The sequence below is a fragment of the Mesorhizobium sp. P2_D1 genome (assembly GCF_056404455.1).
On sequence record NZ_JBFUDZ010000063.1, the window covers coordinates 1 to 26,291 of the forward strand.

27 protein-coding genes and 1 pseudogene are annotated in these 26,291 nt (G+C 63.7%); 7 read left to right on the forward strand and 21 right to left on the reverse strand.

Translation table 11 applies throughout. The annotated features are described in order from the left end of the window. Both AC1D0I_RS28490 and AC1D0I_RS28495 read left to right on the forward strand, forming a co-directional pair. On the forward strand, nucleotides 1-228 hold a 228-nt coding region (locus AC1D0I_RS28490), incomplete at its 5' end, for a M35 family metallo-endopeptidase (protein WP_477399317.1). A gap of 118 nt (nucleotides 229-346) precedes the next feature. After that, nucleotides 347-424 (forward strand): annotated as a pseudogene (locus AC1D0I_RS28495) (IS5/IS1182 family transposase); the annotation flags it as partial. A 12-nt stretch (nucleotides 425-436) separates the two neighbouring features. Here the strand turns inward: AC1D0I_RS28495 and AC1D0I_RS28500 are convergent. Then, on the reverse strand, nucleotides 437-718 hold the full coding sequence (locus AC1D0I_RS28500) for a hypothetical protein (protein WP_245331352.1): 282 nt from the start codon (nucleotides 716-718) through the stop codon (nucleotides 437-439). Nucleotides 719-1,265: 547 nt separating this feature from the next. On the opposite strand from AC1D0I_RS28500, the gene AC1D0I_RS28505 reads away from it, so the two are divergent. Further along, nucleotides 1,266-1,553, forward strand: a complete 288-nt coding sequence (locus tag AC1D0I_RS28505; RefSeq protein WP_095091117.1) for a hypothetical protein — start codon at nucleotides 1,266-1,268, stop codon at nucleotides 1,551-1,553. A 93-nt stretch (nucleotides 1,554-1,646) separates the two neighbouring features. Here AC1D0I_RS28505 and AC1D0I_RS28510 read toward each other — a convergent pair whose 3' ends face one another. Genes AC1D0I_RS28510 through AC1D0I_RS28525 form a run of 4 tightly spaced genes read right to left on the reverse strand, consistent with a single transcriptional unit; the run spans nucleotide 1,647 to nucleotide 5,495 of the window. Beyond that, nucleotides 1,647-1,892, reverse strand: a complete 246-nt coding sequence (locus AC1D0I_RS28510; protein WP_095091116.1) for a MoaD/ThiS family protein — start codon at nucleotides 1,890-1,892, stop codon at nucleotides 1,647-1,649. Continuing rightward, nucleotides 1,892-4,156: a xanthine dehydrogenase family protein molybdopterin-binding subunit gene (locus AC1D0I_RS28515; protein ID WP_477399354.1), complete on the reverse strand. Its 2,265-nt coding sequence runs from the start codon at nucleotides 4,154-4,156 to the stop codon at nucleotides 1,892-1,894. The genes AC1D0I_RS28510 and AC1D0I_RS28515 overlap by 1 nt, the downstream gene beginning before the upstream one ends. A gap of 2 nt (nucleotides 4,157-4,158) precedes the next feature. Beyond that, nucleotides 4,159-4,635: a (2Fe-2S)-binding protein gene (locus AC1D0I_RS28520; protein ID WP_095091114.1), complete on the reverse strand. Its 477-nt coding sequence runs from the start codon at nucleotides 4,633-4,635 to the stop codon at nucleotides 4,159-4,161. Further along, a complete protein-coding gene (locus AC1D0I_RS28525) occupies nucleotides 4,635-5,495 on the reverse strand; it encodes an FAD binding domain-containing protein (RefSeq protein ID WP_477399319.1) in 861 nt (286 codons plus the stop codon). Before AC1D0I_RS28525 ends, AC1D0I_RS28520 begins: the two co-directional genes overlap by 1 nt. A 261-nt stretch (nucleotides 5,496-5,756) precedes the next feature. On the opposite strand from AC1D0I_RS28525, the gene AC1D0I_RS28530 reads away from it, so the two are divergent. Beyond that, nucleotides 5,757-6,200 carry an SRPBCC family protein gene (locus AC1D0I_RS28530; RefSeq protein ID WP_477399321.1) on the forward strand — a complete coding sequence of 148 codons (444 nt, stop codon included), beginning with the start codon at nucleotides 5,757-5,759 and terminating at the stop codon, nucleotides 6,198-6,200. 203 nt (nucleotides 6,201-6,403) lie between these two features. Here the strand turns inward: AC1D0I_RS28530 and AC1D0I_RS28535 are convergent, their stop codons facing one another. After that, nucleotides 6,404-7,405, reverse strand: a complete 1,002-nt coding sequence (locus tag AC1D0I_RS28535; protein WP_477399323.1) for an NADP-dependent oxidoreductase — start codon at nucleotides 7,403-7,405, stop codon at nucleotides 6,404-6,406. 67 nt (nucleotides 7,406-7,472) lie between these two features. Further along, the gene (locus AC1D0I_RS28540; protein ID WP_477399325.1) at nucleotides 7,473-8,288 is read right to left on the reverse strand and encodes an oxidoreductase; all 816 of its coding nucleotides are present in this window, start codon (nucleotides 8,286-8,288) and stop codon (nucleotides 7,473-7,475) included. Nucleotides 8,289-8,391: 103 nt separating this feature from the next. Between AC1D0I_RS28540 and AC1D0I_RS28545 the strand changes: the two genes are divergently transcribed. Next, nucleotides 8,392-8,958: a TetR/AcrR family transcriptional regulator gene (locus tag AC1D0I_RS28545; RefSeq protein ID WP_477399327.1), complete on the forward strand. Its 567-nt coding sequence runs from the start codon at nucleotides 8,392-8,394 to the stop codon at nucleotides 8,956-8,958. 146 nt (nucleotides 8,959-9,104) lie between these two features. Here the strand turns inward: AC1D0I_RS28545 and AC1D0I_RS28550 are convergent, their stop codons facing one another. The 4 genes from AC1D0I_RS28550 to AC1D0I_RS28565 all read right to left on the reverse strand — a co-directional run bounded on the left by AC1D0I_RS28550 (nucleotide 9,105) and on the right by AC1D0I_RS28565 (nucleotide 11,847). Continuing rightward, entirely contained in the window at nucleotides 9,105-10,040 is a 936-nt protein-coding gene (locus tag AC1D0I_RS28550) for a sigma-70 family RNA polymerase sigma factor (RefSeq protein WP_477399329.1), read from the reverse strand. After that, the gene (locus AC1D0I_RS28555; RefSeq protein ID WP_477399331.1) at nucleotides 10,037-10,795 is read right to left on the reverse strand and encodes an SDR family oxidoreductase; all 759 of its coding nucleotides are present in this window, start codon (nucleotides 10,793-10,795) and stop codon (nucleotides 10,037-10,039) included. The genes AC1D0I_RS28550 and AC1D0I_RS28555 overlap by 4 nt, the downstream gene beginning before the upstream one ends. Before the next feature lie 228 nt (nucleotides 10,796-11,023). Further along, nucleotides 11,024-11,257: a hypothetical protein gene (locus tag AC1D0I_RS28560; protein ID WP_477399333.1), complete on the reverse strand. Its 234-nt coding sequence runs from the start codon at nucleotides 11,255-11,257 to the stop codon at nucleotides 11,024-11,026. A gap of 275 nt (nucleotides 11,258-11,532) precedes the next feature. Further along, nucleotides 11,533-11,847: a hypothetical protein gene (locus AC1D0I_RS28565; RefSeq protein WP_477226640.1), complete on the reverse strand. Its 315-nt coding sequence runs from the start codon at nucleotides 11,845-11,847 to the stop codon at nucleotides 11,533-11,535. A 170-nt stretch (nucleotides 11,848-12,017) separates the two neighbouring features. Between AC1D0I_RS28565 and AC1D0I_RS28570 the strand changes: the two genes are divergently transcribed. Continuing rightward, nucleotides 12,018-14,039, forward strand: a complete 2,022-nt coding sequence (locus AC1D0I_RS28570) for an amidase (protein ID WP_477399335.1) — start codon at nucleotides 12,018-12,020, stop codon at nucleotides 14,037-14,039. Between the two features lie 172 nt (nucleotides 14,040-14,211). On the opposite strand, the gene AC1D0I_RS28575 is transcribed toward AC1D0I_RS28570, so the two are convergent. The 3 genes from AC1D0I_RS28575 to AC1D0I_RS28585 all read right to left on the reverse strand — a co-directional run bounded on the left by AC1D0I_RS28575 (nucleotide 14,212) and on the right by AC1D0I_RS28585 (nucleotide 17,439). Further along, nucleotides 14,212-15,645, reverse strand: coding sequence for an aldehyde dehydrogenase family protein (locus AC1D0I_RS28575; protein ID WP_477399356.1), 1,434 nt, complete (start codon nucleotides 15,643-15,645; stop codon nucleotides 14,212-14,214). 87 nt (nucleotides 15,646-15,732) lie between these two features. Then, a complete protein-coding gene (locus AC1D0I_RS28580) occupies nucleotides 15,733-16,377 on the reverse strand; it encodes a ThuA domain-containing protein (protein ID WP_477399337.1) in 645 nt (214 codons plus the stop codon). Between the two features lie 39 nt (nucleotides 16,378-16,416). Continuing rightward, complete coding sequence (locus AC1D0I_RS28585; RefSeq protein WP_477399338.1) at nucleotides 16,417-17,439, reverse strand: LLM class flavin-dependent oxidoreductase; 1,023 nt, start codon at nucleotides 17,437-17,439, stop codon at nucleotides 16,417-16,419. Nucleotides 17,440-17,653: 214 nt separating this feature from the next. Here AC1D0I_RS28585 and AC1D0I_RS28590 point away from each other — a divergent pair, with 214 nt between their 5' ends. Beyond that, on the forward strand, nucleotides 17,654-18,859 hold the full coding sequence (locus AC1D0I_RS28590; protein ID WP_477399340.1) for an ROK family transcriptional regulator: 1,206 nt from the start codon (nucleotides 17,654-17,656) through the stop codon (nucleotides 18,857-18,859). A 15-nt stretch (nucleotides 18,860-18,874) separates the two neighbouring features. Here AC1D0I_RS28590 and AC1D0I_RS28595 read toward each other — a convergent pair whose 3' ends face one another. From AC1D0I_RS28595 to AC1D0I_RS28625, 7 genes are all read right to left on the reverse strand, one after another. Beyond that, nucleotides 18,875-20,890, reverse strand: a complete 2,016-nt coding sequence (locus tag AC1D0I_RS28595; RefSeq protein WP_477399342.1) for a beta-N-acetylhexosaminidase — start codon at nucleotides 20,888-20,890, stop codon at nucleotides 18,875-18,877. A gap of 21 nt (nucleotides 20,891-20,911) precedes the next feature. Next, nucleotides 20,912-21,388, reverse strand: a complete 477-nt coding sequence (locus AC1D0I_RS28600; RefSeq protein ID WP_477399344.1) for a GNAT family N-acetyltransferase — start codon at nucleotides 21,386-21,388, stop codon at nucleotides 20,912-20,914. Between the two features lie 21 nt (nucleotides 21,389-21,409). Next, complete coding sequence (locus AC1D0I_RS28605) at nucleotides 21,410-22,339, reverse strand: ABC transporter ATP-binding protein (protein WP_477399346.1); 930 nt, start codon at nucleotides 22,337-22,339, stop codon at nucleotides 21,410-21,412. A gap of 8 nt (nucleotides 22,340-22,347) precedes the next feature. Beyond that, complete coding sequence (locus AC1D0I_RS28610) at nucleotides 22,348-23,163, reverse strand: ABC transporter ATP-binding protein (protein ID WP_477399348.1); 816 nt, start codon at nucleotides 23,161-23,163, stop codon at nucleotides 22,348-22,350. Then, the gene (locus tag AC1D0I_RS28615; RefSeq protein ID WP_477399350.1) at nucleotides 23,160-24,062 is read right to left on the reverse strand and encodes an ABC transporter permease; all 903 of its coding nucleotides are present in this window, start codon (nucleotides 24,060-24,062) and stop codon (nucleotides 23,160-23,162) included. The genes AC1D0I_RS28610 and AC1D0I_RS28615 overlap by 4 nt, the downstream gene beginning before the upstream one ends. After that, a complete protein-coding gene (locus tag AC1D0I_RS28620) occupies nucleotides 24,059-25,042 on the reverse strand; it encodes an ABC transporter permease (protein ID WP_111543179.1) in 984 nt (327 codons plus the stop codon). Before AC1D0I_RS28620 ends, AC1D0I_RS28615 begins: the two co-directional genes overlap by 4 nt. Nucleotides 25,043-25,233: 191 nt before the next feature. Continuing rightward, a partial coding sequence (locus tag AC1D0I_RS28625) for an ABC transporter substrate-binding protein (protein ID WP_477399352.1) occupies nucleotides 25,234-26,291 on the reverse strand: 1,058 nt, incomplete at its 5' end.

Below are 26,291 nucleotides of genomic sequence, written 5' to 3' on the forward strand. Positions count from 1 at the left end.
ATCTTTGTTTGTCCCAAGTTCTGGCTAGCCGCTCTGAAAGGAACGGATTCAAGGTCTGGAACGATTATACATGAAATAAGTCACTTTTTCATCGTCGCATCAACAAACGACTATGTCTATGGTCAGGATGCCGCCAAGGTCCTCGCGGCCGAAAACCCGCCTAGAGCCACATCAAACGCTGATAATCACGAATACTTTGCTGAGAATAACCCGGACCTTCCGATGTGAGGAACACCACACACAACTGATCTAGGCCGTGAACCCATAAACCGGGAAAATGGTCGATATTGGTGGATTGTGGAATGTAGGCTATCGGCCCGCGGGTTGGACGAAAGCGATTTCGCCGCCACGCGTTGATGATCGGCGCGTGCTGAATGGATCTTACTGGGTTCTGCGCTCCGGCGCGCCGCGGCGCGACCTACCGCTCTGGTCTTGATCAATGCGCCACGCCGTCGGATGCGTGCAGGAGTCTCCAGGTCAAGCCGATGCGGCCGTCGAACTGGGATGCAAAATGTTCGGCGGCGACGCCTTCCAGGCCGTCATCGACAAGAGCTTCGATGCTTCGTCGCAGCAGCGCGAGTTGCATCTCGCGGGCGTGTGCAAGGTCTGCCTCTCTCATGATTTCCGTGACGTGGTAAGCGATAACGGGCTGGCCGAGGCAAGACATGAGCGCGCTCGCCTCTGACGTCACTGCCGTAACTGCATCTTCGATCTTCATTCTGGCGCTCCTCATCAAACATGATGCTGGCGCCTCCCTATGAGACGACGGTGTTCCGTCGTTCCTTTTCAATTTCGACTGTCGCGAGTGGCAGGTGTGCGCGAAAAGGAGAATTACCTCTTGTTCCAGTCTCCTTGAATAGCCTCGCTACCCAGATCAGTATGCTGCAAATTTGAATTAAAGGCGACCGGATAGTTAATCGATGGTTAATGGCGGCGCTCGCACCTCAGGCGTTCGCGCATGAAACATCGGGCAGGTCCGCCTTGCGCCTCTTTTCGGACATTGAGACCAGCGTCGCTGTGCGCTCAGAAACGGACTCTCGCGATCCAGAACCGCAGCTGGATGGACCAGCAAGCGCGCCGACGAGCAAGCGAGCCGAGCAGCAGACGCGCTCGGCGGAAGAGTCTAACACCTGGGTCCCAAGCCAATTTCCGGCTGCTGCGCTCCACGTTATTGCAAGACGTTCAAATTTGAGCTTTCGCACTCATGCTTTGTCGAGAGTATCTCCTGTAGTCATTCAAACCTTCTACGCTGTAAGGAGAACGCAATGACTCGCAATCACGTTGAACGTCTTGGAGAGTTCAGAGAAATCCTGGTCGCGACTCGACGCGAAGGAGTCCGTAACGTGCACCATACCCGCGACGCAATGCGGGCAAGTGGCTTTCAGATCGGGGATAGCGACGGCTCCAGCTACGGAGCCGAGTTGAAGGCGCTCCAAGAGGAAATTGAGGCAGTCGACCGCGCCATCGAAGACGAGAAGCGGTTGGCCTTGGCCCTCGAGAGCGCGGCTCAATCCCGCCGACCGACTAAACCGAGAATCGTGAAGGCAACATAGAGTCGGGTACGGCCCTCGGCGCCCGTCGCGTCGATCGCCTGCGGCATGGTGTAGGGCTCGTTGCTAAGCGACAGCAGCGAGACGCTTGTCCAACTATCCCCCTGCCAGCCTCGGCAGCAGGAAAATTTCCGATCCCTTTGGCAATTCCTTCGACCAGGTGTCGCGATAGATCGTACCGTCGATGGCGACAGCGATGCCGCGGTCGATCAAGGGCTCGATGCCGGGATACTGTTCAGCCAGTTTCCTGAACAGCTCCCTTATGTCCTTGGCCTCGATCTCGACCTTGTTCTTGCCTCCGGCGGCCGCGCCAAGCGATCCCCAGAGCGTCACTTCGACCATCAGCCTGCCCGTTCCGCCTCGATCGCCGCCAGGATGCGCGGCGGCGACATCGGAATATGCGCCATCCGCACGCCGGCTGCATTCGACACCGCATTGGCGATCGCCGCCAGCGGCGGCACGATCGACGTCTCGCCAACGCCGCGCACCCCATAGGGGTGGTTGGGGTTGGGGATCTCGAGGATCTGCGTGTCGATCATCGGCAGGTCAGAGCAGACCGGGATGCGGTAGTCGAGGAAGCCGGGATTCTGCAGCCGCCCGTCCTTGCCGTAGATATACTCCTCGTTGAGCGCCCAGCCGATGCCTTGCGCGGCACCGCCCTGATACTGTCCCTCCACATAGGTCGGGTGCACCGCCTTGCCGGCATCTTGCACCACCGTGTAGCGCAACACTCTCGTAGCGCCGGTCTCGGGGTCGACCTCGATATCGCAGATATGGGTGGCGAAGGAGACGCCGGCGCCGTCGGCAACAAGTTCGCTGTGGCCGGCGATCGGTCCGCCGGTCGTGCCCGAAGCGGCGGCAATCTCCTTCAGCGACAGCTTGCCGAGATTGCCGTGCTTCTCGCCCTTGGCAACAGCGTGGCCCTGTTCCCAGACCACGTCGTCGACGGAAATATCCCACATCTGCGCGGCGCGTTCGCGCAGGATCTTGATCGCGTTGCGGGCGGCCGAGATGGTCGCCATGGAGGACGAGAAGGTGCCCCGGCTGCCGTCGGTCATGTCGTTGTAGCCGAGGCTGGAGGTGTCGGCGACGATCGCCTTGACCTGCTCGTAGGCGATGCCGAGCTCCTCCGCCGCCACCAGCGACAGCGACGCGCGGGAACCACCCACATCGACCGTTCCGACGGCAAGCGAGACCGAGCCGTCCATGCCGATGTTGAGGTCGGTGCAGGTCTGGCCGCCGAAGTTGAACCAGAAGCCGCAGGCCATGCCCCTGCCCTGGTTCTTTCCGAGCGGCGCCTTCATGTGCGGATGGTTCTTCACCGCCTCCAGCGTCGGGCCGATGCCGATCGGGCCATAGACCGGGCCGTAGGACGACCTGGTGCCTTCCTGCGCGGCGTTCTTTATGCGGAAGTCGACCGGGTCCATGCCGATCTCCTTGGCCAGTTCGTCGACCGCGCTTTCCACCGCGAACGCCGCCATTGGTGCGGAGGGCGCGCGATAGGCCGCCGTCTTCGGCCGGTTGACCAGCACTTCGTAGCCGACCGTCTTGACGTTCTCGAGCCTGTAGCAGGCGAACGCCGTCATGGCGCCGATCTCGGCCCAGGAGCCCGGATACGGGCCGCAGGAATAGCGCAGCGTCGCTTCGGCGGCGGTGATGGTGCCGTCCTTGCGGGCGCCGATCTTCACGTCGATCGAGGTGGCGCTGGTCGGGCCCGAGGCGCGGAACACCTCGTCGCGGGTCATCACCAGCTTGACCGGGCGCCCCGCCTTGCGCGACAGCGCCAGCGCCACCGGCTCCGCCCAGACATGGGTCTTGCCACCGAAGCCGCCGCCGATCTCCGAGGAGGTGACGCGCAGCTTAGAGGCTTCCATGCCAAGCAGCTGGGCGCAGTGCTGGCGATAGACGAAATGCCCCTGCGTGCAGACCCAAAGGTCGGCGGTGCCGTCGGAGCTGACGCTCGCCACGCAGGCATGCGGCTCAATATAGCCCTGGTGCGTCTGCTCGGTCTTGAACGAGCGCTCGACGATGAAATCGGCATGCCCGAAACCCTGGTGGACATCGCCATGGCCAAACTGGCTGCGCTTGGTGACGTTGGACGGCTTTACCGGCTTTTCCTCAAGGCCCTCGGTGAAGATGGCGTCGTTGATGAGGGGTGCGGAGTGCTTCATCGCCTCGTCGACATCGGTGACATGCGGCAATAGCTCGTAGTCGACCTCGATCAGCTTGAGCGCCTGCCTCGCCGTGCGGGCGTCGACGGCTGCCACCGCGGCCACCGCATGGCCGTCATAGAGCGCCTTGGTGCGCGCCATGCAATTGTCGAGGATGTCGTACATGGCGGCATCGCCATCGGTGAGGTCTGGCAGGTCGGCCGCGGTGATCACCGCCTTCACGCCGGGGAGCTTCTCCGCCTTCGACGTGTCGATCTTCCGGATCGTGGCGTGGGCGTGGGGGCTTCTGAGGACGCGCCCGACCAACTGGCCGGCCATGTTGAAATCCGCGCCGTAGCGCGCGCGGCCCGTCACCTTGTCGACGCCGTCGGGGCGGATAGGACGTGTGCCGACGGAGGCGAAGTTGCGATTGGAGTAACGCGGATCGAAATTCATCGTCATGCTCCCTTCATCACGTTTGCCGCGTCCTGAACGGCACGCACGATCTTGTCGTAGCCGGTGCAGCGGCAGAGGTTCCCGGCGAGGCCGAAGCGGATTTCCTCCTCGGTCGGATCGGGGTTCTTGGCCAGCAGGTCCTTGGCCGCGATCAGGAAGCCAGGCGTGCAGATGCCGCATTGAAGTGCTGCATGCTCCAGGAATTTTTGCTGCAGCGGGTGCAGGCTGTCGCCATGCGCCATGCCCTCGACGGTCTCGACGCGGCGGCCCTCGGCTTCCGCGCCGAGCACCAGGCACGAACACACCAGCCGGTCATCGAGGATGATGCTGCAGGCGCCGCAGTCGCCGGTGCCGCAGCCTTCCTTGACGCCCGTCAGCCCCAGGCGATCGCGCAAGACGTCGAGCAGCGTCTCGTCCGGCTGGCAAAGGTACTCGACGCTGTCGCCGTTGATTGTGGTTGAGACTGCTACACCAGCCATCACTTGCCTCCTGCACGAGCATAGGCGGTCGTGGCGGCCCGCTTGGCCAGCACACCCGCAACTTTCCTTCTGAATTCGATGGTGCCCCGCTTGTCGTCGATGGGGCGGCAGGCGCCAAAGCAGACCTTGGCGAGCCTTTCAAGCGCGGCTTCGTCCAGCGTCCTGCCGATAATGGCCTCGGCCGCCTCTTCCACCAGCAGCACCGTGGGGGCCGCGGCGCCCAGCGCCACGCGGGCGGCTGTGACGACGCCCCGTTCGTCGAGCGTCAGGTTCACGCCGGCGCTGACCACCGCAATATCCATTTCCGTACGGGGAATGAAGCGCAGATAGGCATCGCCCGAGCGCGCTGCGCGCTTGTCGAGCAGGATCGCCTCGATGATCTCGCCTTTGGCCAGCGACGTCTTGCCCGGCGCGGTCGGCACGCTCCCCACGGGAATCGTTCGCCTGCCCCCCGGGCCGACTACCGATGCCCTGGCGCCGGCCGCGACCAGCGCCGGCACGCTGTCTGCAGCCGGCGAGGCGTTGCAGAGATTGCCGACGATCGTGCAGCGTCCCTGCACTTGCTTCGAGCCGATCAGCTTGGCCGCTTCGACGACGCCGGGCCATGCCTTCTTCAGGGCAGAGCTCTCGCCGAGGACGGCGCAGGGAACAGCGGCACCGATGCTGAAGCCGTCGGCCGTTTCCCTGATTTCACTCAAAGCCTCAATCGCCTTGATGTCGACGATCAGGTCGGGTTCGACAAAGCCGCCCTTCATCCTCACCAGTAGGTCGCTGCCCCCGGCAAGAATTGCGGCCGTACCTGTCGACCCGGCCAGCAGGCCAACGGCATCTTCGATTGAAAGCGGACGTATGTAGCGCATCGTCTCCCCTTGGTCTTCGCGATCTCAGCGAACCGTTATAAACAGTCTCCTCATAATGGCTATCCGGTTCCGCATTTGCGTCGATTAGGCCAGGCGCCGCAAAATCGAGTCCCACATCAACCTGAACCGGGGTACGCCAGGCCGTGCGCAGCCGGACAGGCTTGCGGCCAGGCCCTCAAAAATCCGAGAGCGTGTGTCGGACTGGCCAAGTCTCGTTCGTCCTAGGAACATCGAACAGCCATCGTGAAAGGATAATAGGATATGCCCGGCACCGTACGTTTGCATCGCGTTCTGACGACCAGCCCGGAGAAGGTCTATCGCGCCTTCGTTGAAGCGGACGCGCTGGCAAAGTGGCTTCCGCCGAACGGCTTCACCTGCACTGTCCATCACTTCGAGGCAAAGGTCGGCGGCAGTTTCAAGATGTCCTTCCGCAACTTCACGACCGGCAACAGCCATTCCTTCGGCGGCGAGTATCTCGAACTCGTTCCCGCCGAACGCCTGCGCTACACTGACAGGTTCGACGATCCCAACCTGCCCGGCGAGATCCAGGTGACCGTAATCTTGAAAAAAGTGTCGGTCGGCACCGAAGTTGACATCACCCAGGCAGGCATTCCGGACGTCATTCCGGTCGAGGCCTGCTATCTCGGCTGGCAGGAGTCGCTTAGGAACCTGGCAAGACTCGTCGAACCCGAGATCAATCAATGAAGCAAGTCCAGGAAAACTGCACAGCGCAATTGCGTAAAAACAAATAGCTGCGGCGGTGGATGCGCCGGCCGGAGACTGGCCGTCGATCAACGTCAACGCCAGCTCTCCGCTCGTTCTTGTCCTCGGCGCAAATCCGCTCGAATGTCGCGCACGCCGTGTCCCAGGTGTTGGCCGAGCACCGGCACCGCAGGAACGATGTAGCGCTATCTCACCTTGATGACGACCTTGCCCTTCGCACGCCCGCTCTCGACGTAAGCCAGAGCCTCATTGGTCGCTTCGAATGGAAAGACCCGATCGACAACCGGGCGGATGGTTCCGGATTCGATGAGAGAGGTGATCTTGCCCAGTTGATCGCCCTGCGCCCACATGAAAAGGAACGAAAACGTCATCCCACGGCGCCTGGCCTTGGTCCGAATACCGCGACTCAACAGACGCAGTATCAATCTCAGCATCATGTTCAGGCCCTTTTCCCTGGCAAATTCGGGATCCGGTGGGCCGGAGATGGAGATGAGCTTCCCACCCGGTTTCAGCACATTCAGGGATTTTTCAAGTGTTTTGGCGTCCTGGCTGTTCAAGACGACGTCGTAGCCCGACAGGGCTTTCTCAAAATCGTCTTTCCTGTAGTCGACGACGACATCGGCGCCGAGACCCCTGACCAGATCGGCACTCGCCGCACCAGCGGTTGTAGCAATCGTCGCGCCGAGATGCTTCGCCAGCTGTATGGCGAATGTCCCCACGCCGCCGGAGCCAGCCTGAATAAAGACCTTTTGCCCCTTCTTCAAACCTGCCCTTTCGACTAGCACCTGCCAGGCGGTCAGACCGACCAGGGGGATCGAGGCCGCCTCTTCCATGCTGAGATTCTCGGGCTTCAAGGCCACGTCGGCTTCGTCGATGGCGATGAACTCGGCGAATGTCCCGATCCGGCCATCGCGCGGCCGGGCATAGATCTCGTCGCCGGATTTGAACTTGCGAACCTTTGATCCCACGCGGTTCACCTTCCCGGCCACGTCGTGGCCCAGGATGAACGGAGGGCGATACGGCAGGATGGGTTTGAACTCCCCGGCTTTGATCTTGGAATCCAGGAGGTTCACTCCTGCGGCATGGACCTCGACCAGGACATCGTTGTCCCCGAGCTCCGGCTCGGGCATCTCGGCCAGCCGCAGAATGCCCTTCTTGTTATATTTATCGACGACGAATGCCTTCATGGCAGTGACTTTCTGAAAGGGATTTTGGTGTTTCTCATGGGCGTGAAATCTCTTGCCCCGCTGACGTTCAGACCGGCAGGCGGAACTGCTTGCGCAAGCTCTTGTCGAATATCGCCGCGGGCGCAAAACGGCGCAGGATGCTGACCTGCCGCGCAGCCCTGCCGGCGGTGTAGCGACGTCGCGGGCGAGCATCGGTCGCGGCCCTGACGACCACCTCCGCCACCACTTCCGGCGGATCGGCCTTGGGCATCACATCGCGAAGCAGAGCGTCGACCCCGGCCCGAGCCAGATCGTATTCTTTCAACAAGGAATCCGGCTCAATCCCGTTCTGGTCGAAGACGGTGCGCACGAATGCCGGCTCGATGACCGAGACGCGAATATTGAAGGCACGAACCTCGTGATCGAGCGATTCCGAATAGCCTTCGAGCGCGTGCTTGGCCGCCGAATAGTGCGCGGCATACGGTGCCGGTACGAGGCCCAGCACCGAGCCGATGTTGATGATGCGCCCTTCGCCGCGTCCCCGCATCGACGGCAACACCGCATTGGTCGCGCGCATGACGCCGAACAGATTGACGTCGAACATCGACTGCACCTGTGCGACCGAGGATTCCTCCGCGCCGCCAAGCAGGCCGACACCGGCATTGTTGACCAGGAGATCGATCCGGCCGGTCTGTGAGAGCACAGTCGAAACGAGCGCAGCGACGGCCTCACCGTCGGTCACGTCGCAAACCAGCATGGTCACGCCGTCCGGGCCGTTGCTGGCTTTGCGGCGGCTCGTGCCGAAGACGGTGAACCCTGCCCGCGCCAAGGCCTCGGCGGTGGCGCGGCCAATGCCCGAGGAGGCTCCCGTCACGACAGCGATTTTTCCGGAATTCATATTCATTTCGTGCTCCAAACTCATGAGGGCTAGCTTTATCGCGCTAGTTGAATTACAATCATAATATCAAATTATAGTCATAATGCAATAGCAGAAAGGGATCGCAGCCATGCGCTACGAAAAGGGCCGAAAGGACGCGTCACGGGGCCGGATCATGGAGGTTGCCGCCGACCGTTTTCGCGGTGACGGCATAGCCGCGTCCGGGCTGGCAACCATCATGAGCGACGCCGGGCTGACCAACGGCGCCTTCTATCCGCACTTTCAATCAAAGGCGGAGCTTGTCCGCGAAAGCGTGGCGGCAGCTATGGAGATCCAGTCGCAGCAACTGGCGGAAGCACTGGCCTCCGGCGGCCCGGAGATGGGCATAGAGGCATATCTGTCCGCCGAGCACCGGGACAATCCGGGAAAGGGCTGCGCGTCCGCCGCGCTGCTACCGGAACTCGGGCGTCAGCCACCTGAAACGCGCAAAGTCTATACCAACCACTTGCTGACTTTGGTGCGCCAGTTGGCTGCAGCACTGCCGCAGGCCAAGGACCCGGAAGGCACCGCACTGGGTGTCTTTGCAACGCTCATCGGTGCGCTGCAACTGGCCCGCGCGGTGGAAGGAACCGAATTGTCGGATCGCATTCTTGCGGTGGGCAAAGATGTGGCACGGACGCTGATCCAGCAGCGTTAGGACGGCGCGCCGCCCGTCACCTTGGGCAGGTAAAGGACATCCTCAGGCCGACTGCGTGCTGCGTCCAAAGCTCCGCATCAGCCCCTTGGGCAGGAGCAGCATCGGCATGATGGCCGACACGACCATACGCACCAGGTCGCCACCCATCAGTGCCCGGTGCTGCGACCGGAAGAGCCGGCGTCCTTTGCCAGCACCAGTTCCGCATCCTCGGCAACATAGCGGACATAGCGATAGTCGCGAATGAAACTGATCCGCCCTTCCCGCCACTCCAGCCACATAAAATAGTCGGGCTTCAGGCTGCTCCGGTGTTCGAACACCGCGATCACCTCGCGGCCCTCAAGCCAGGCCGGCGTGACCCACAGGCCATCGCTCTTGGCATAGATCGTGAAGAACATGCCGACATCCGCGGCACCCGAGCGTGGCGGGTGCAGGGACTGATGAAGCCTCACGTCGTCGGCGAGAAGCGCGCGCAGGCCGTCCCAGTCGCGTTGGTTGAACAGGGCGGCATAGCGGACCACGGCAGCGGACGCGATGCGCGCATCGGGCAGCGGCGTGGCCTGGGCGTTGATCTCCCGAAGCCGGGCGCGGCCACGCGACAGATGCCCCTTCACGGCATCGACCGTGATATCCAGCAGGCTGGCGATCTCGGCCAGCGGCTCGTCGAGCACATCCTTCAGGATGATGACGCTGCGCTGGAGGATCGGCAGTTCCGCAAAGCGCGATACCGCGGTTTGGACGGCTTGCCTGCGCATCAGCATCTCCACCGGGTCGGCTTCGGCGTCGTCGACAATTTCGAGGGCCGCCTCGATGGGCTCGGCGGCACGGATCGCGCGACTGCGCAGCAGGTCCAGCGCGCGATTGTGGGCGATCCGGAACAGCCAGGGTCGCAGTTGGGGCACGTCGCACAGCTCGTCCAAGGCAATGAAGGCTCGCGCAAAGGTGTCCTGCACGACGTCCTCGCCGTCGATGACCGATCCCATCAGACGCGAGCAATAGCGGTGCAACTCGGGCCGCAACGCGACAGCAAGGGCAAGGAGCCCCTCCTGGCGGTCGCGGTCCACGGCAGGCCCTCTATCGCTCAAGGCGTCGCGCCCTCCATGACGGTCACTCCGGCGTCGCCGTTGAGGCCGAAGACGACGCCCTCGGCATATTGCGGATCTTCCAGCACGGAAACCACCCTATCGCCGAACGCCCGGGGCGGCATCGCCGCACCGAAGCGGGCGACGAACTGTTCTGATGTGATGCCCATGGAACCCGCATAGGCGTTGGCCGCTGCATCCCCGATTCCAGTGCCAGAGATTATCTGCCGCGGCACGATCGCCTGGAAGCGGATTCCGAGGTTCTTCTCCTGCGAGACGCCATTGGCGTATTTGGCCATGAACCAAAGCATGCGTTTGGAGCCACCATAACCGCCAGACATCTGCGATCCGGCAACAGCCGCGCCACTCGACCCCACCAGCACGCGGCTGCCCGGCTTGAGCGGCAGGTTGAGCGCTGCCTGCAACCAATAAAGCCCGGCTTTGACGTCGGTTTCCCAAGCTATTGAGAAATCCTCCCACTTCAACTGATCCAGCCGGCCCATCCGCGGTGTCGCACCGGCGTTCAGCACTAGTATATCCGGGCGGACCTCACCAAGGATGCGGTAAGCAGAGTCTTCGTCCGTGACGTCGGCGGCGATGGTGGCGACCCCGAGCCGCGCACTGACCGCTTCCAGCGCTTCGGCACCGCGAGCGACGACCGTCACCCTGGCGCCATGTTCGATCAGGGCCTCGACCAATCCGAGGCCAAGTCCGCGGCTGCCACCGGTGACCACGACAGTTTTATCCCTGAGGCTCATTCATCCTGCTCCATTGCTTGACTGTAGCTAAGACGTTTGAGGCTCGGGAAAAGAGTCAGCCTGTCGTGCGGCTCGCACGTCAGCGGATGGCGAGTGCGGTGCCGACCATTAGCCGAGCCCGACAAGATAGTGCGGCAGCAATGTATCGAACGTGACGGCAGGCCCGACGACGCCGAAGGCACCGCCGGTGAAATCGTCGCCGTTGATGAACATCACCTTGACGATCTCTCAAAAGCCGAACGTGCCGAGCCCCTGGGGTTGCTCTAAACATCGAGAGTGACGATCATGCCGCGGACTTCGGCCATCTCCAGGAGCAGGTCCTGCAGGTTTTCGTCCAGCTTGGCAACCGGTCAGCACCAAAAGCTCGGCAATGCACTCTCTCATCGATATGACGGCGGCGCCGGTTTTCTCGGAAAGCAGCCGCCCGATGGCCGTGCGGATCAGGTCGTCCCGATCAGACATCGTATCACCTCCCAATGCAGCCTCCTTCATGCTCCCCATGCCTCACCCAGGCTTTCGACGACAGGGCGTGGTTTCTCTTACGGTATGATTTTTTGACGCCACATCCGCGGCGGTGCTCAAGCGGACGGCAGCGACGGCTCGTTGCCGGGCTGGATGGCTTCGACGGCGGTGGCGCACGGGGTGGGTTTGTATCCCGCAAGCCCAGAATGCGCTGTAGGGAAGCACAAAAACGCCTTCAGATGACCGCCAGAGGTTCCGAACAGGCGCTGAGCGGCTTATTTGCCGCAATGATGATCGTTGATCTTGTTCAGCGCATTCGCGTCGGGCCCAACGCGGTCGTAGGAGCACGGTCCGGCCGCCGTGGTGACCAACAGCTGGTCATAATAACGCGGGCCGCCGAAAAGGAAGTTGATGAGGTTGTCATCGGCGGGGACGTAGCGTTCGGATTGGGCCTGCTGGTGGTGATGCCGATCGCCGGCGAACGCCGAACCAGAAAGGCCTGAGCCTATCGCGATAGCGAGAGCCAAGATCGCAAAGCATTTCGTGGTCATCGGCAACACCTCCTGGCTATCCTGAATCACACCATACATCCAAAATCGCCAGGCGGACAAAGGTTCCCAACGGCGCGGTTTCGCAAGCCAGGCCCGGACGCCGTGCCGCAGGAAGACCAAATGCCGCCGAAGACCCATCGCGATTGGCTCTTGCCGAAGCCGGCCGCCTCGCTCATCCATGGCATTGCAACGACAGCTTGGAACCAGTGATGACCGATGCCAGCCTTTATCTAATCGAAGCGACGATCGAGCAATTGCGCCGCGCGCTCGATGGCGGTGCTGTCACCAGCGTCGAACTGGTCGGGGCATATCTCAGGCGCATCGCGCATTTCGACCGCCACGGCATTACCCTCAACGCCGTCCCGGTGCTCAATCCAGCGATGTTCGAGGAGGCCGCCGCCTCCGACCAGCGCCGCCGCAACGGTGCCGCGCTCGGACCGCTCGACGGCATCCCCTACACCGCCAAGGACAGCTACAAGGTCGCCGGCCTGACGGTGGCCGCCGGCTCGCCGGCCTTCGAGCATCTCGTTGCCAACGAGGATGCCTTCACCATCGCCCGGCTGCGCGCCGGCGGCGCCGTGCTGATCGGCCTCACCAACATGCCGCCGATGGCCAATGGCGGCATGCAGCGCGGCGTCTATGGCCGCGCCGAAAGTCCCTACAATGCCGACTTCCTTACCGCCGCCTTCGCGTCGGGGTCGTCCAACGGCTCCGGCACGGCGACATCAGCCAGCTTCTGCGCCTTCGGGCTGGGCGAGGAAACCTGGTCGTCCGGCCGCGCACCAGCCACCAACAACGCGCTGGTCGCCTACACGCCGTCGCGCGGCGTCATTTCGGTGCGCGGCAACTGGCCGCTGGTGCCGACCATGGATGTCGTGGTGCCGCATACGCGCAGCGTGCCCGACATGCTCGAACTGCTCGAAATCATCGTCGCCGACGATCCCGAGACGCGAGGCGATTTCTGGCGCGCGCAGCCTTGGGTTAAGCTGCCGAAATGCTCCGATGTGCGGCCGCAACGCTATACCGACCTGGCGCTTGCGGGGTCGCTGAAAGGCATGCGGCTCGGCGTGCCCAAAATGTATATCGGCCGCGACAGCGGGGCGGATCGGCCGATCGAGACCCGCGCCTCGGTGCTTGCCCTGTGGGAACAGGCGGCGGCGGATCTCACGCGGCTAGGCGCCGAGGTAATCGAGGTCGATTTTCCCGTCGTCTCCAACTACGAGCGCGACCGCCCCGGCGCGCGCACCATGGTCGAGCGCGGCCTGGTGCCATCGGACTTCGCCAACCGCGAAATCTGGGATCTCTGCATCTGGGGCTGGGACGATTTTCTGCGCGCCAATGCCGACCCGGCACTGCCCGATCTCGTCTCGGTCGACGGCGCAAAGATCTTTCCACAGCCGCCGGGCACACTGCCCGACCGCTATGAGGGCGGCTTTGACTTGGCGGAGTACGTTGAGCGGGCGCGATCCGGTGTCACGCCCGCAGTGGACATTCCGACACTCGCTGACGGTCTGAAGGGACTGGAAGCGACAAGGCGGATCGATTTCGAGGACTGGCTGGACTTACACGGCATCGATGCCGTGGTGCTGCCCGCCGCCGCCGATGTCGGGCCGGCCGATGCCGATGTCGACGAGGCGTCTGCCGCCCTTGCCTGGCGCAATGGCACCTGGGTCGCCAACGGCAATCTGGTCTGGCGCCATTTCGGCATTCCGACCGTCACCGTGCCGATGGGAACGATGGCCGACATCGGCATGCCGGTCGGCCTCACTTTTGCCGGCAAGGCCTATGATGACGAAAAGCTGCTGCGCATGGCCGGCGATTTCGAGCGCTCCACTCAGCGCCGCACCCGTCCTCCGCGCACGCCCGAATTGGCCGACGATGTCTTTCCAAGCCGTCCCGGCCAAGCCCCGAGCAGCAAGGCGCCCCCGCTCGCCATCACGCTTGCCGCCGAGACGCGGCCTTCGGGTGATCAGGACGAGATTGTCATCACGCTCGACCTGCCTGGCGAAGCGACCGATACGGCCAGCATCCAGCTGCACGTCAACGGAGAGGCCGTCGACATGGAGCAAAGCGGCGCCCACTTCAGCGGGAGTGCGCTTGTCCCGGCCGCCGAGCATCACCGCTTCCACAGCGTCTGGCGCGGCTCGTACGGCTCGATCGTGACAGCGGTGGTGCGGCTGGAGGATGGCCGCACCGCCGGCGCGTACGCGGTCACGGGCGGCATCGGGTGACTACGGCCTTGCGGATCGCGCGGCGTTCGGAGACCGTTTCGAAACTCGCTCCTGCGAGTCATATGGTGGTGTTTTCGAGAACCGGAGCGGAGCGTACATTTGAGTACGTGAGCACCGGAAGCGCAGAAAGCGCCGCCAGATGGCCGCAGGAGTAGAGTTTCCAAACGGTCTCTCAGTCCGTCCTGATCCAGACTCCCTTGGTATTGAGATATTCGTCGAGATGCTCGGCCCCGCCTTCGCGTCCGTAGCCGCTCATCTTGTAGCCGCCAAAGGGAACCGCGGGGTCGATCGCGTGATAGGTGTTGACCCAGACGGAGCCGGCGCGCAGGCGGTTTGCCAGCTGGTGCGCCTTGCCGACGTCGCGGGTGAACACGCCGGCACCCAGCCCATAGGGCGTGTCGTTGCCGCGCCGCACCACCTCGTCCAGCGTGTCGAAGGGCAGCGCCGAGATGACCGGGCCGAAGATCTCTTCGCGGGCAATGCGCATGTCATCGGTAACGCCTGAGAACACACTGGGCGCCATGAAATTGCCCGCACCGAGCCCGCCTTCGGTGATGCGGTTGCCGCCTGTGACCAGCCGGGCACCTTGCCTCGTGCCGTCCTCGATGTAGCCGGTGACGCGTTCGAGCTGCTTGGGCGAAATCAGCGGCCCGATCTCGGTTTCAGGGTCGGCGCCGTCGCCGATCCTGAGTTTTGCCGCATAGGCCGAGACCCGCTCGACGAATTCCTCGTAGATCGGCCGTTCGACGAACAGCCGCGACCCGGCGATGCAGATCTGGCCGGAATTGGCGAACACCGACATTGCCGCTACCGGCACGGCGCGCTCGAGATCGGCGTCGGCGCAGACGATGACCGGCGACTTGCCGCCAAGTTCCAGCGAAACGCGCTTCATGTTGCCGGCCGAGTCGCGCAGGATGCTCTGGCCGGTCACTGTGGAGCCCGTGAAGACGATCTTGTCGACGTCCATATGGGCGGCGAGCGGCGCGCCGGCTTCCGCGCCGGTGCCGGTGACGACGTTGACAACGCCGGGAGGCGCGCCGGCCTCCATCATCAGCGCGCCAATCAGCAGCGGCGTCAGCGGCGCTTCCTCGGAAGGCTTCAGCACGATGGTGCAGCCGGCCGCCAGCGCTGGGCCGATCTTCCAGATCGACGCGGCTGTCGGCGCGTTCCAGGGAATGATCGCGCCGACCACGCCGACCGGCTCCTTGCGCGTGTAGGAGACGATCTCGCCCGGCAGCGAATTACCGATCGTGTGGCCATGGATCGACGTCGCCATGCCGGCGTAGAAGCGCAGCATGCCGAGCACGCGGTTCTTGTTGGCGAGCGTGCGCACGATGGGCATGCCCATGTCCGTCGTGTCGGAAAGCGCGATCTCCTCCCAATGCCGCTCCATCAGGTCGGCAATCCTGAGCAGCAGCAGCTGGCGCTCATAGGGCTTGAACCGGCTCCATGGTCCGTCGAAGGCGCGCCGCGCCGCCGCCACCGCGAGGTCGATATCACCTGAATCGGAGAGCGGCACGGTGCCGATCACGGCGCCGGTGGCGGGATTGCGCGTCTCGAAGCTGCGGCCACCGAGCGCGTCGCACCAGAGACCATCGATCAGCATCTTGCGGTGCCGGCCATCGATCGGCGTGTGCAGGGGCAGGTCTTTAACCGATACCGTCAAGGTCCCGTCCTCCCTTCCGCATCCAACCTAGCGGGCGGCCCAGACAAGGCCGCGCTCGACGATCAAGGCCATTTCCGGGACCGCGAACTCGCCGGCATTGTGTCCCAGCGCGCTGTAGAAGACCTTTCCAGCCCCATAGCGACGCTTCCAGACCACCGGCATGACGACGCCGCCTATTCCCGGAAAATGCTGGTCGGTGAAGGTGGTTGTGGCGAGCACCTCGTTGCCCGGATCGACATGCATGTAGTACTGCTCCGATCGGTAGGCGAAATCACTGACGCCGCTCGTGATCGGATCATCCGGCCTGGTGACGGCGACCGTATAGTCGATGATGTCGCCGGGATGCGCGACCCACTGGCCGCCGGTCATGAACTGATAATCGGTTTCGCTGCGGAAGCTGTCGCACATCGTGCCGTGAAAGCCGCCAAGGCCACTGCCCTGGCGAACCGCGAGAACCAGATTCTGAAGTTCGGCCTTTTCGATCGTCGACATCGTGATCACGGGCACGATGAGATCGAATGCGCTGAGCTTCGGATCGGCGAACATCGCCGTGCCCTCGCCGAGCGTGACGTCGAAACCGTTGCGTTCCAGCAGGGTGCGCACGATCTTCGCGCTCTGTTCCGGCGTATGCCCTTGCCAACCTCCCCAAGCAATCAAGGCTTTCTTCGGCATGTTGTCCTCCCTGTAGCAATCCGCCTTGATCGATCGGTGTCAGCGCCAGCCCAGCGCCGGAGCGACGTGGGCCAGGATCGCCTCGATGACATGGGCATTGTAGTCGACGCCGAGCTGGTTGGGCACGGTGAGCAACAGTGTGTCGGCCTCGGCGATCGCCTCGTCCTGTGCCAATTCCTTGATGAGCACATCCGGTTCGGCGGCGTAGCTGCGCCCGAAGATCGCCTTGGTGTTCTCCTCGATGAAGCCGATCTGGTCGCTGCTCTGGTTGCCGCGCCCGAAATAGGCGCGGTCGCGATCGTCGACCAGCGCAAAGATGCTGCGGCTGACTGACACGCGCGGCTCGCGCTGATGGCCGGCCGCCTTCCAGGCCTCGCGATAGACCCGGATCTGCTCGGCCTGCTGGATGTGGAACGGCTTGCCGCTCTCGTCGAATTTGAGCGTCGAACTCTGCAGGTTCATGCCCAGTTTCGCCGCCCATTCCGACGTGGCGTTGGTGGCCGCGCCCCACCAGATCCGCTCCCGCAAGCCCTCCGAATGCGGCTCGAGCCGCAGCAGGCCGGGCGGATTGGGGAACATCGGCCGTGGATTGGGCTGGGCGAACCCCTCGCCCCGCAGCGTATCGAGGAACACCTCGGCGTGATGCCGCGCCATCTCGGCGTCGCTCTGTCCCTCTGCCGGGGCGTAGCCGAAATAGCGCCAGCCGTCGATCACCTGCTCCGGCGAGCCGCGGCTGATGCCAAGCTGCAGGCGGCCGCCGGCGATGATATCGGCAGCACCGGCGTCCTCGGCCATGTAGAGCGGATTTTCGTAGCGCATGTCGATGACCGCGGTGCCGATCTCGATGCGGCTGGTCTTCGCGCCGACGGCTGCCAGCAGCGGGAACGGCGAAGCGAGCTGACGAGCGAAATGATGAACGCGGAAATAGGCGCCGTCCGCGCCCAGTTGCTCGGCGGCGACGGCGAGGTCGATGGACTGCAGCAGCGCGTCCGATGCCGACCGCGTCTGTGATTGCGATGAGGGCGTCCAGTGCCCGAATGACAGGAAACCGATTTTTTTCATGCCTTGCGATATATGGAAGTGGCGGATGGAATGCAAAGCCGTTGCTCGCCGATCTCGGCGTCGGCCGGCTGCCCTGATGGCATCAAATAATGCTGATCCGCGCGTGGCACGATGGCGCTGCCATTGCGAAACCCGCTAGAAGTGGTAGCTACCATTGCGTATAATTAAATCAACTTGATTTGTTTTCTGCGGAAGGTTCGTTGGTAACGCGCACATGCCCCCTAGAAAAGCCATCGCTGGCACCAATCTCGAACAGGCCAAGTCACACAATCGCCGCGTCGTGATCGAAGCGATCAGGACCAACGGTGCCTTGTCGCGGGCGGCGATCGCGCGCCTGACGGCACTGAGCACGCAGACCATCTCCAACATCGTCGAGGAACTCGAGCGGGAACAGCTGCTTCGCGCGCAAGCCACGCTGAAGGGCGCACGCGGCCAGCCGGCGGTCCCCTACTCGATCAATCCCGACGGCGGCTATTCGATCGGTCTGCAGCTCGACCACCAGCTGGCGGTCGGCGTCATCACCGATCTGTCCGGCACGGTTCGCGCCCGCATCGAGCGCCCGGTCGACCGGCCGACACCGGCGCAGGCGATGCCTTTGCTGGCCGCGATAGCCGGCGACCTGATGCGCAAGTTTCGTTTCGACCGCGCCCGCCTGCTTGGCATCGGCATGGCGATGCCGGGTCCGTTCGACGTCGAGGGCATGACCTCGGTCGGGCCGACCGCGCTGCCCGGCTGGCAGGATTTCCCCGTCGCCGAAGAGCTGCAGCGGCTGACCGGCATTCCGGTAACGGTCGAGAACGATGCCACCGCCGCCGCCATCGGCGAGCGGCTCTATGGCGTTGCCCGCAACCTCGGCAGCTTCGTCTATTTGTTCATTGGTACCGGCCTTGGCGCCGGCCTGTTCCTGGACGGCCATCTCTACAAGGGCAGCCGCCACAATGCCGGCGAGATCGGCCACATGATCGTCAAGCCCGGCGGCCTCGAATGCGGCTGCGGCAAGCGCGGCTGTCTCGAACGCTATGTCTCGTTGCGCGCCGCCTATGAGTGCCTGGAAATCCCCGATCCCGATCATGCCTCGCCGGAATTGCTCCAGGCATTGCTGGCCAATGGCGACAGTCTGGAAGCGTGGGTCGTCCCGGCAATCGATCCGCTGCGCCAGGCGATCAACATGCTCGAACTCGCGCTCGATCCCGAAACCGTGGTCCTCGGCGGTTTCATGCCGGTCGGCGTCATCGAGCTCCTGGCCAGCCGGCTCGACCCCTTGTACCTCTCGGTCAGCTCGACCAGCGCCCGCACCGTGCCGCGTGTCCTTGTCGGCGCCGCCGGCAAGGACACTTCGGTTCTTGGTGCCGCCGCGCTGCCGATCTTCTCCGAGACCAACCCACAGTTCGACGTCCTGCAAAAGCCGCACGCCGGCTAGGCGAACGGGAGGTTCCTAGGTCGCCCCGTAGAGCACCGGCATCAGCCCGGCGAGCGCCTTGAACCGTTCCCAGGATTTTTTCTCCGGCTGCGTCCAGCCTGTTTCCGCCAGCGCCGAGATGCGGGGGAACACCAGCCGGTCGAAGACGGCGCGGTCGGTCATCGGCTCCGACCAGATGCAGGCCTGCACGCCGAGCAGTTTCGTCTTCTGCGCGTCCGTCCAGCCCTCGACAGGATCGAAGCCATACAGCTTTTCCGGATCGGACCAGCCGGCCCAGGCCGCACCAGGTTCCGACCAGGCCGGACTGTTGGCCATGTCGAGGTAATAGACCTGGCCGGGGCACACCACCATCGCGTAGCCCTCGCTGGCAAGTGCGGCTGAGGCTTCGACCGTTCGCCAGCCGCAGAGGTAGCTTTTCTGCTTGTCGATGACATTGCCGTGCGCCGCCTCTTGCCAGCCGCCGGTGACGCAGCCGCGAGACGCAAGGAACGATTGTATCCGCTTGAGAAACTCGGCCTGCAGCACCGCCGCGCCCGAGCCGTCGATCTCATCGGCGCCGTGTGTGTTGGTGACCACGTTGAGGCGCTTGGCATGCGCGGCCGCCAGCCCCTCGCCGCCAACCTCGGTGAGCCGAGCCAGCGCTTGCGGCGAACCGGACCAGGCGCCCAGCGGCACCTCGTCGGCGCCGACATGGATGGTCTTGAACGGAAACAGCTCGATCAATTCGTCGAAGATTTTCTCCAGCACAATGTAGGTCTCCGGCCGTGCCGGATTGATGCAATTGTTGGGAAACCCCTGCACCGAGAAATACTCGCCGCTCTCGCCGGGATCGCGCAGCTCCGGTATCGCCTGCAGCATCGCATAGCAATGCCCCGGTACGTCGATCTCCGGCACGACCTCGATGCCGAGTTGGCCGGCAAGGTCGACGACCTCGCGCACGGCAGCCTTGGTGTAATAGCCACCGCTCGGCTCGGGGCCCGAGCCCAACAGGGGCGGCACCGGCAACCCATGGCCGCGCCACGCGCCGACTTTCGTCAGCTCCGGATAGGCTGATATCTCGACCCGCCACGCCTCGTCGTCGGACAGATGCCAGTGGAACCGGTTGAGCTTGTTCCAGGCAAGGATGCGCAGGAAGGTCTTGATCTCGGCCGTTGCGTAGAACTGCCGGGCGACGTCGAGATGCGTGCCGCGCCAGCCCAGCGCCGGCTCATCGCGGATTTCGCCTTCGGCCGGGAACAGAAACGTCTCGGGGTGCGATCGCGCCCCGCGCAGGATCTGGCCGAGCGTGACCAGCCCGTAGAACAATCCGGTTCTCGTTCCCGCCGAAACCGCGACCCCATCAGCTGAAAAGCGGATCGCATAGGCTTCCGGGTCCAATCCGTCCGTGATGCCGAGATCGACCGGCAAGCCGCCTTCGGCCTCGTTGCGCACAATGCCTTCGACGGAAAACAGGCTGTCGACAAGGTCACCGAACGCGCCGACGGCAGCGGCGGCTGCCGTTCCCTTCGGCCGAAGTGCCAGACCTTGCGGAACAGCGCGTCGGCCGGAGACGGAAACGGTGCGCGGCCACGGTATGATCGAAACCGGCACGGGCGCCTGCGCCGGCACCGGATAGATTTCGGCGCCGCGCTTCAACACCGCATTGTCGCCGATCGCCTTGGTCGGACCCAACGCAACTGGGGCCACGGTGCCATCGGCAAGCACGAGGTAGGCAGCGGTGGCGCCATCGGTCCAGTGCCGTAGCGGATAGCTCAGCCCATGCGCGGTGACGGTCCATGTCTCACGCGGCTGCAGCACAAAGCCGTCTGGCGGCGCGAATTCGGAATGGTTGGACAGACGTTCCGAAAGCCTGCCGCCTTCGACGGTGACGGCCGGATCGATGCGGGCCGGGCCGCTGACGCACAGCCGAAAACCTTCGATGGCCTTCGACGACAAATTGGTGAGCGTCAGCGAATAGGCGAGCTTGTCGGTGGCGGTGGCCGGTGCCCAGGTCGTTTCCAGACGGAATGCGGATTTGGATTGAAGCGTCATGACAAGCTTTCGAACGAGAGATCAGGGATGGGTGTTGAGCAGGCCGGCATAGACCCCGGGTTCGGAGTCAGGGATCTGCGTCGCACCGACGGTGCGCTCGTAGAATTCGGACGGACCGACATCGCCGATGATGGCGTAGCCATAGCCCATCACCCGCATGTCGAGCAGCGTCGCCAGCAGCAGCGCGTGGCCGATGCCGGCGCCGCGCGCGGCCTCGCCGACGCCGGTCGGGCCGAAGAAGCCACGCGCGATCGAATCATAGACGGCAAAGCCGACCAGCTCGCCGTCGCGTGTCGCCAGGAAGCACGAGGCCGGCTGGCGCGAAAATGCCACCGTCGTCTCGCTCGACCAGCCGGCGTTGAAGGTTTGCCGCACCCAGCCAGTCACCAGTTCGAGTTCCGGCGCCAACGCCCGGCGAATGGTGACGGCGGCACGGCCGACACGCGCATCGAGTTCGGGATCGGAGGCAAGCAGCGAAAGATTGACCAGATAATCCATGGAGACCCTATGGCGTTGATTTCAGGACACCGCGCCCAGCGCGCGCACGAAATGGTTGGGGCCGACCTGATTGACCTCAGTCGAGGAGGGCCGGCTCAGGCGTCGCACCTCTTCGGCGTGACCGAGAAAGCGGGCGCTGTCACCAGCCACGAACGGCCGATCGGGATCCGGCACCGCCGAAAGCAGCAATCGCGTGTAGGGATGGCGGGCATCGCCGATCACCGAGAGTGTATCACCCCACTCGACCATCTGGCCGGCGAACATCACGATCACCTCTTCGGCGACATGGGCGGCGGTGGCGATGTCATGTGTGATGTAGAGTAGCGCCAGTTGCCGTTCCTGTTTGATCCGCGCCAGGAGTTCGAGGATGCCGAGGCGGATCGAGACATCGAGCATTGAGGTCGGCTCGTCGGCGACCAGCACGTCGGGCTGCACGGCGAGCGCCCGCGCGATGTTGACGCGCTGGCGCTGGCCTCCCGACAGTTCATGCGGAAACTTGTGCGCGGTCAACGCCGGCTCCAGCCCGACCCAGTTGAGGAGATCGGCGACGCCCTTCACCTGCTCCGCCTTGCTCCTGGCGTGGCCGTGCAGCGCCAGCGGTCGCGCCAGATGATGCTGTACCGAAAACACCGGGTTGAGCGAGGCGAACGGATCCTGGAACACCATCTGCACGGCGCGGCGGTAGGCCTTTTCCTCGGCGGCCGTGCCGGTCCGCGTGATGTTGCGGCCGCGATAGAGCATCTCGCCGCCGGTCGGCGTGTCCATGCGTGCGATGATGCGCGCGCAGGTGGTCTTGCCGCAGCCGGATTCTCCAACCAGCGCCAGCGCATGGCCGCCCTTCAGCGACAGCGAGACACCGCGCAACGCCTGCACCAGGCCGAAGCTGCGCTCGATGCCGTCCAGCCTGACGATCGGCTCGGCCGCGATGGCTGCTGGGGGAAGAACAGTCATCACGGCATTCATGCGATCGCGTCCTTCACGGGGGGATGGCCGGGCAGTTGCGGGATCGCGCCCCAGAGCTTTCGCGTGTAGTCGTGTGCCGGCGCGCGGCTGACCTGCCGGACATCGCCGACCTCGACCAGTTCGCCCTTCAGCATCACCCCGATGCGGTGGCAGAGTTGCGCCATCAAATGCAGGTCATGGGTGATGAACAGCACCGAGAAGCCATAGCCGCGCTGCAGGTCGATGACCTGTTCGAGGATTTCGCGCTGCACGACCACGTCGAGCGCGGTCGTCGGTTCGTCCATGATGATCAGTTCCGGCTTCAGCGCCAGGCAGATGGCGATGACGATGCGCTGGCGCATGCCACCTGAGAACTGGTGCGGATAGTCGGTCAGCCGGCTGGCCGGGATGCCGACCAGCTTGAACATCTCTTCGGCGCGCGCCCGCGATCTTTCGCGCGACGAGCCAGTATGCCGGCGCAGCACGTCGTGGAACTGCGCCTCGACCCTCATCAGTGGATTGAGCGAATTCATCGCGCTCTGGAACACCATACCGATCCGTCGCCAGCGCACCTCCTGCAGCAGGCTTTCCGGCAACTTCAAAAGATCCTGACCGCCGAGCAGGATCTCGCCACCCGCCACCCAGGCCGGCGCCTTGGCCAGCCGGGTGATGGCGTAGGCGATCGTGCTCTTGCCGCAGCCGGATTCGCCGGCGAGCCCGAACAGTTCGCCACGGCCGATGTCGAAGGACACGTTCTTGACGGCGCGGAAGGCGCCCTTGTCCAAGAGGTAATCGACGCTGAGGTCGCGGATTTGCAGCAGCGCCTCGTTCACCGTGCCGCCTCCAGTTCGCGCTTGCGCAGACGGCTGAGGCGCAGCCAACGGCTGAGCGCCGGACCGGAGCGCAGCTGCGGATTGGCGATCTCGTCGAAGGTGAAGTTCAACAGCGCCAGGCCGAGGCCGACCAGCGCGATGCCGGCGGCCGGCGCGCTGATGTCCCACCAGGCACCGACGATGATGGCGGAGGAATTCTGCGCATTGTAGAGCATCGTCCCCCAGGTGACGTTGAGCGGATCGCCGAAGCCGAGATATTCGAGCGTCGTCTGCGCGACGATGGCGTAGATGATCGAGCCAACGATGTTGATGCCGATCAGCGGCACCAGATTGGGCAGGATCTCGACGAAGATGATGCGCCAGGACGGCTCGCCGACCATGCGCGCCGCGGTGACGAACTCGCGGTTGCGAAGCGCCATCGTCTGCGACCGCGTCATGCGCGCGCCCCACGGCCACGAGGTCAGTGCGATGATCATCATGATGGCGACCGGCCCGACCGTGCCCGCGAAGGAAGCAAGCAGGATCAAGAGCGGGATGTTGGGGATGACCAGCACCGCATTGGTGATTAGATCCAGCGTCGCATCGGTGCGGCCGCCGAAATAACCGGCGACCAGCCCGATGATGGTGCCAAGTGCGGTGATGAACAGCCCGGTGGCAAAACCGACCGCCAGCGACGGGCGCGCGCCCCAGACGAATTGCGCATAGACGTCGCGGCCCATCTTGGTGGTGCCGAAATAGTGCTCGACGGTCGGCGGCTGATGCGAGCGGCCGACCCGCTCGCCCGGATCGGTCGGCGCCAGGATGGGTGCGAAGAGCGCCATCAGGCAGAGCGCGGCGACGATGATCAGGCCGGCGACGGCCTTCTTCTGGCGCCACAGAAGTTGCCAACCGAAATTCATGCCCGTTCCTCCCGGATGCGCGGATCGACGACACCATAGAGGATGTCGACCAGCAGATTGGCGCCGAGCGTCGCCATCGTCATCAGCAGCAGTTGGCCCTGGATGACCGGATAGTCGCGCGCCACGCTGGCGGTGAACAGCGTCAGCCCGAGGCCGGGATAGTTGAAGACGATCTCGGTGACGATCGAGCCGCCGAACACCGCGCCCAGCATCAGCGCCAGATTGGTCAGCACCGGCAGCATCGCGTTTCGCGCCGCATAGGAAAACATCACCGCGGTTTCCCCGAGCCCCTTGGCTCGGCCCATGGTGACATAATCCTCGCCGAGCACCGATATCATCGAGGAGCGCATCGTCGTCTGGAATTCACCGATCAGATAGGGCGACAGCGTCAGCACCGGCATCACCGCGTGCCAGAAGACGCTGCCGAAAAAGGTGAAGTTCAGGCCCGGATCGAGATCGGGATTGTAGGCATAGCCGACCGGGAACCAGCGCAGCGTCACGCCAAAGGTGAACAGGGTCGCCAGTCCGATGATGACCGGCGGGATTGCGATCAGCACGACAGAAAACGGCGAGACGAACGCATCGAAGCGTCCGCCTCGCCGCCAGGCTGCCACTGCGCCGAGGGAGACTCCGACGCAGAGGGAAAAGATGATCGCCGTGGTGACCAGGAACGCGGTCCAGCCGGCCGAACGGGCGAGGACCTGGGTGACGGTCTGCGGGTAGTATTTGACCGACACGCCGAGATCGAGCCGGGCGAGGCCGGTGATGTAGTCGACGAATTGTCCCAGGATCGGCTGTTCGACGGCACCGAAGCGGGCCTTGATCGCCTCGATCGCCGCCGGTGTCGCGCGCGGCCCAAGCTGTGCGATCATGCCGTCGACCGGGCTTCCCGGCATCAGCCGGGGAACGGTGAAATTCATCACGATGGCAAACAGGAAGGCGACGAAATAGACCCCAAGCCGTCGAAGAGGAATCCGCATCGGCTGTTCCTTGTGCTCGATTGCCTTCTCCGTTTGGCGGAGAAGCTGTCGCTGGAAGCGACGGACGAAGAAGCGGCTGCAGGCATCTTACCATGTCCGGCATCCGGCCTCGCGGCGACCGCCGCCGAAGCCAGGATTTTGCGACACGGACCCCTCTCCCCTCATGAGGGGAGAAGGGCGTTACTTCAGACTTATTGTACCGGCTTCAGGCGCAGCAGATGCATCAACCGCATGCGGTTGTTGTCGTGGTTCTCCGGGTTCATCACCGGTTCGTCCTTGGTCACCCAGCCGGTGAAGCGCTTGGTCGAATACTGATACCAGGTCGGTCCGTTGAACACCGGCACCACCGGGAAATTGTCGGCGATGATCACCTGCACCTGGTCGAACAGCTTCTTGCGGTCTTCGTCGGTGGTCGCCTTGCGGTAGGCGTCGAACACCTTGTCCAGCTCCGGATCGGAATAGCGCGACGGCGCACTGGTGATGCGCCCGGCAAAGGCCGTAGACAGTGACTGGTAGTAGCCGCGGAACGGCGTCGGTCCGTCGGCGCGGGAATTCATCACTGCATCGAACGAGCCGTCGAGAATCTGCTTTTGCCACTGCTCGTATTCCGGTGTCGCGACCGAGGCGTTGATGCCGGCCTTGCGCAGGCCTTCGGTGGCGATCTGTACGGCATCGATCCAGTCGGTCCAGCCATTGGGAACGATGATCGAGAAGGCGATCGGCTGGCCCTTCGGCGTGGTGCGCATGCCGTCGGCGCCCTTCTTGTAGCCGGCGTCGTCAAGCACCTTGTTGGCCTTGTCGACATCGTAGGTCATCCACACATCCTTGTCGCCTTCGGCCGCCTTGTTGCGCCAGGCGTCGAAGCGCGGCGGCAGGCCGCTGGCGTGCAGGTTGACCACCGGATAGCCAAAGCCGGCAATGTCCACCATCGCCGTGCGGTCCATGACCAGGCTGAAAGCGTGGCGGAAATTGATGTCGTTGAAGGCTTCGGCCAGCGCCGGGTTGGCGGTCTTGAAGTTCACCTGGAAGGCGATGGTTTCCGCCGGCGGCTGCCAGTAGCCATTGTGCTCCTTATCGAGCGCGACATAGGTCTTGTCGATCTCGGGCAGGAACGAGCCGATCCAGTCCATCGAGCCTTCCGGCAGCAATGCCAGCATCTGGTCGTTGCCGGAGATCTGCGGCAGCTTCAGGCAGTCGACATGCAGCGAGGCAGCATCCCAGTAGTTCGGGTTCCGGCACTGCTCATAGA

Coding starts and splice junctions, on each gene's coding strand:
- AC1D0I_RS28595 (WP_477399342.1), bottom strand. CDS start 20,890: ATGACGCTTCAATCCAAATCCGCATTCCGTCTGGAAACGACCTGGGCA.
- AC1D0I_RS28540 (WP_477399325.1), bottom strand. CDS start 8,288: ATGAATATGAATTCCGGAAAAATCGCTGTCGTGACGGGAGCCTCCTCG.
- AC1D0I_RS28510 (WP_095091116.1), bottom strand. CDS start 1,892: ATGGTCGAAGTGACGCTCTGGGGATCGCTTGGCGCGGCCGCCGGAGGC.
- AC1D0I_RS28505 (WP_095091117.1), top strand. CDS start 1,266: ATGACTCGCAATCACGTTGAACGTCTTGGAGAGTTCAGAGAAATCCTG.
- AC1D0I_RS28545 (WP_477399327.1), top strand. CDS start 8,392: ATGCGCTACGAAAAGGGCCGAAAGGACGCGTCACGGGGCCGGATCATG.
- AC1D0I_RS28520 (WP_095091114.1), bottom strand. CDS start 4,635: ATGGCTGGTGTAGCAGTCTCAACCACAATCAACGGCGACAGCGTCGAG.
- AC1D0I_RS28605 (WP_477399346.1), bottom strand. CDS start 22,339: ATGACTGTTCTTCCCCCAGCAGCCATCGCGGCCGAGCCGATCGTCAGG.
- AC1D0I_RS28615 (WP_477399350.1), bottom strand. CDS start 24,062: ATGAATTTCGGTTGGCAACTTCTGTGGCGCCAGAAGAAGGCCGTCGCC.
- AC1D0I_RS28565 (WP_477226640.1), bottom strand. CDS start 11,847: ATGTATGGTGTGATTCAGGATAGCCAGGAGGTGTTGCCGATGACCACG.
- AC1D0I_RS28535 (WP_477399323.1), bottom strand. CDS start 7,405: ATGAAGGCATTCGTCGTCGATAAATATAACAAGAAGGGCATTCTGCGG.
- AC1D0I_RS28530 (WP_477399321.1), top strand. CDS start 5,757: ATGCCCGGCACCGTACGTTTGCATCGCGTTCTGACGACCAGCCCGGAG.
- AC1D0I_RS28500 (WP_245331352.1), bottom strand. CDS start 718: ATGAAGATCGAAGATGCAGTTACGGCAGTGACGTCAGAGGCGAGCGCG.
- AC1D0I_RS28590 (WP_477399340.1), top strand. CDS start 17,654: ATGCCCCCTAGAAAAGCCATCGCTGGCACCAATCTCGAACAGGCCAAG.
- AC1D0I_RS28575 (WP_477399356.1), bottom strand. CDS start 15,645: ATGCTGATCGATGGTCTCTGGTGCGACGCGCTCGGTGGCCGCAGCTTC.
- AC1D0I_RS28585 (WP_477399338.1), bottom strand. CDS start 17,439: ATGAAAAAAATCGGTTTCCTGTCATTCGGGCACTGGACGCCCTCATCG.
- AC1D0I_RS28620 (WP_111543179.1), bottom strand. CDS start 25,042: ATGCGGATTCCTCTTCGACGGCTTGGGGTCTATTTCGTCGCCTTCCTG.
- AC1D0I_RS28600 (WP_477399344.1), bottom strand. CDS start 21,388: ATGGATTATCTGGTCAATCTTTCGCTGCTTGCCTCCGATCCCGAACTC.
- AC1D0I_RS28525 (WP_477399319.1), bottom strand. CDS start 5,495: ATGCGCTACATACGTCCGCTTTCAATCGAAGATGCCGTTGGCCTGCTG.
- AC1D0I_RS28560 (WP_477399333.1), bottom strand. CDS start 11,257: ATGTCTGATCGGGACGACCTGATCCGCACGGCCATCGGGCGGCTGCTT.
- AC1D0I_RS28555 (WP_477399331.1), bottom strand. CDS start 10,795: ATGAGCCTCAGGGATAAAACTGTCGTGGTCACCGGTGGCAGCCGCGGA.
- AC1D0I_RS28570 (WP_477399335.1), top strand. CDS start 12,018: ATGACCGATGCCAGCCTTTATCTAATCGAAGCGACGATCGAGCAATTG.
- AC1D0I_RS28515 (WP_477399354.1), bottom strand. CDS start 4,156: ATGAATTTCGATCCGCGTTACTCCAATCGCAACTTCGCCTCCGTCGGC.
- AC1D0I_RS28580 (WP_477399337.1), bottom strand. CDS start 16,377: ATGCCGAAGAAAGCCTTGATTGCTTGGGGAGGTTGGCAAGGGCATACG.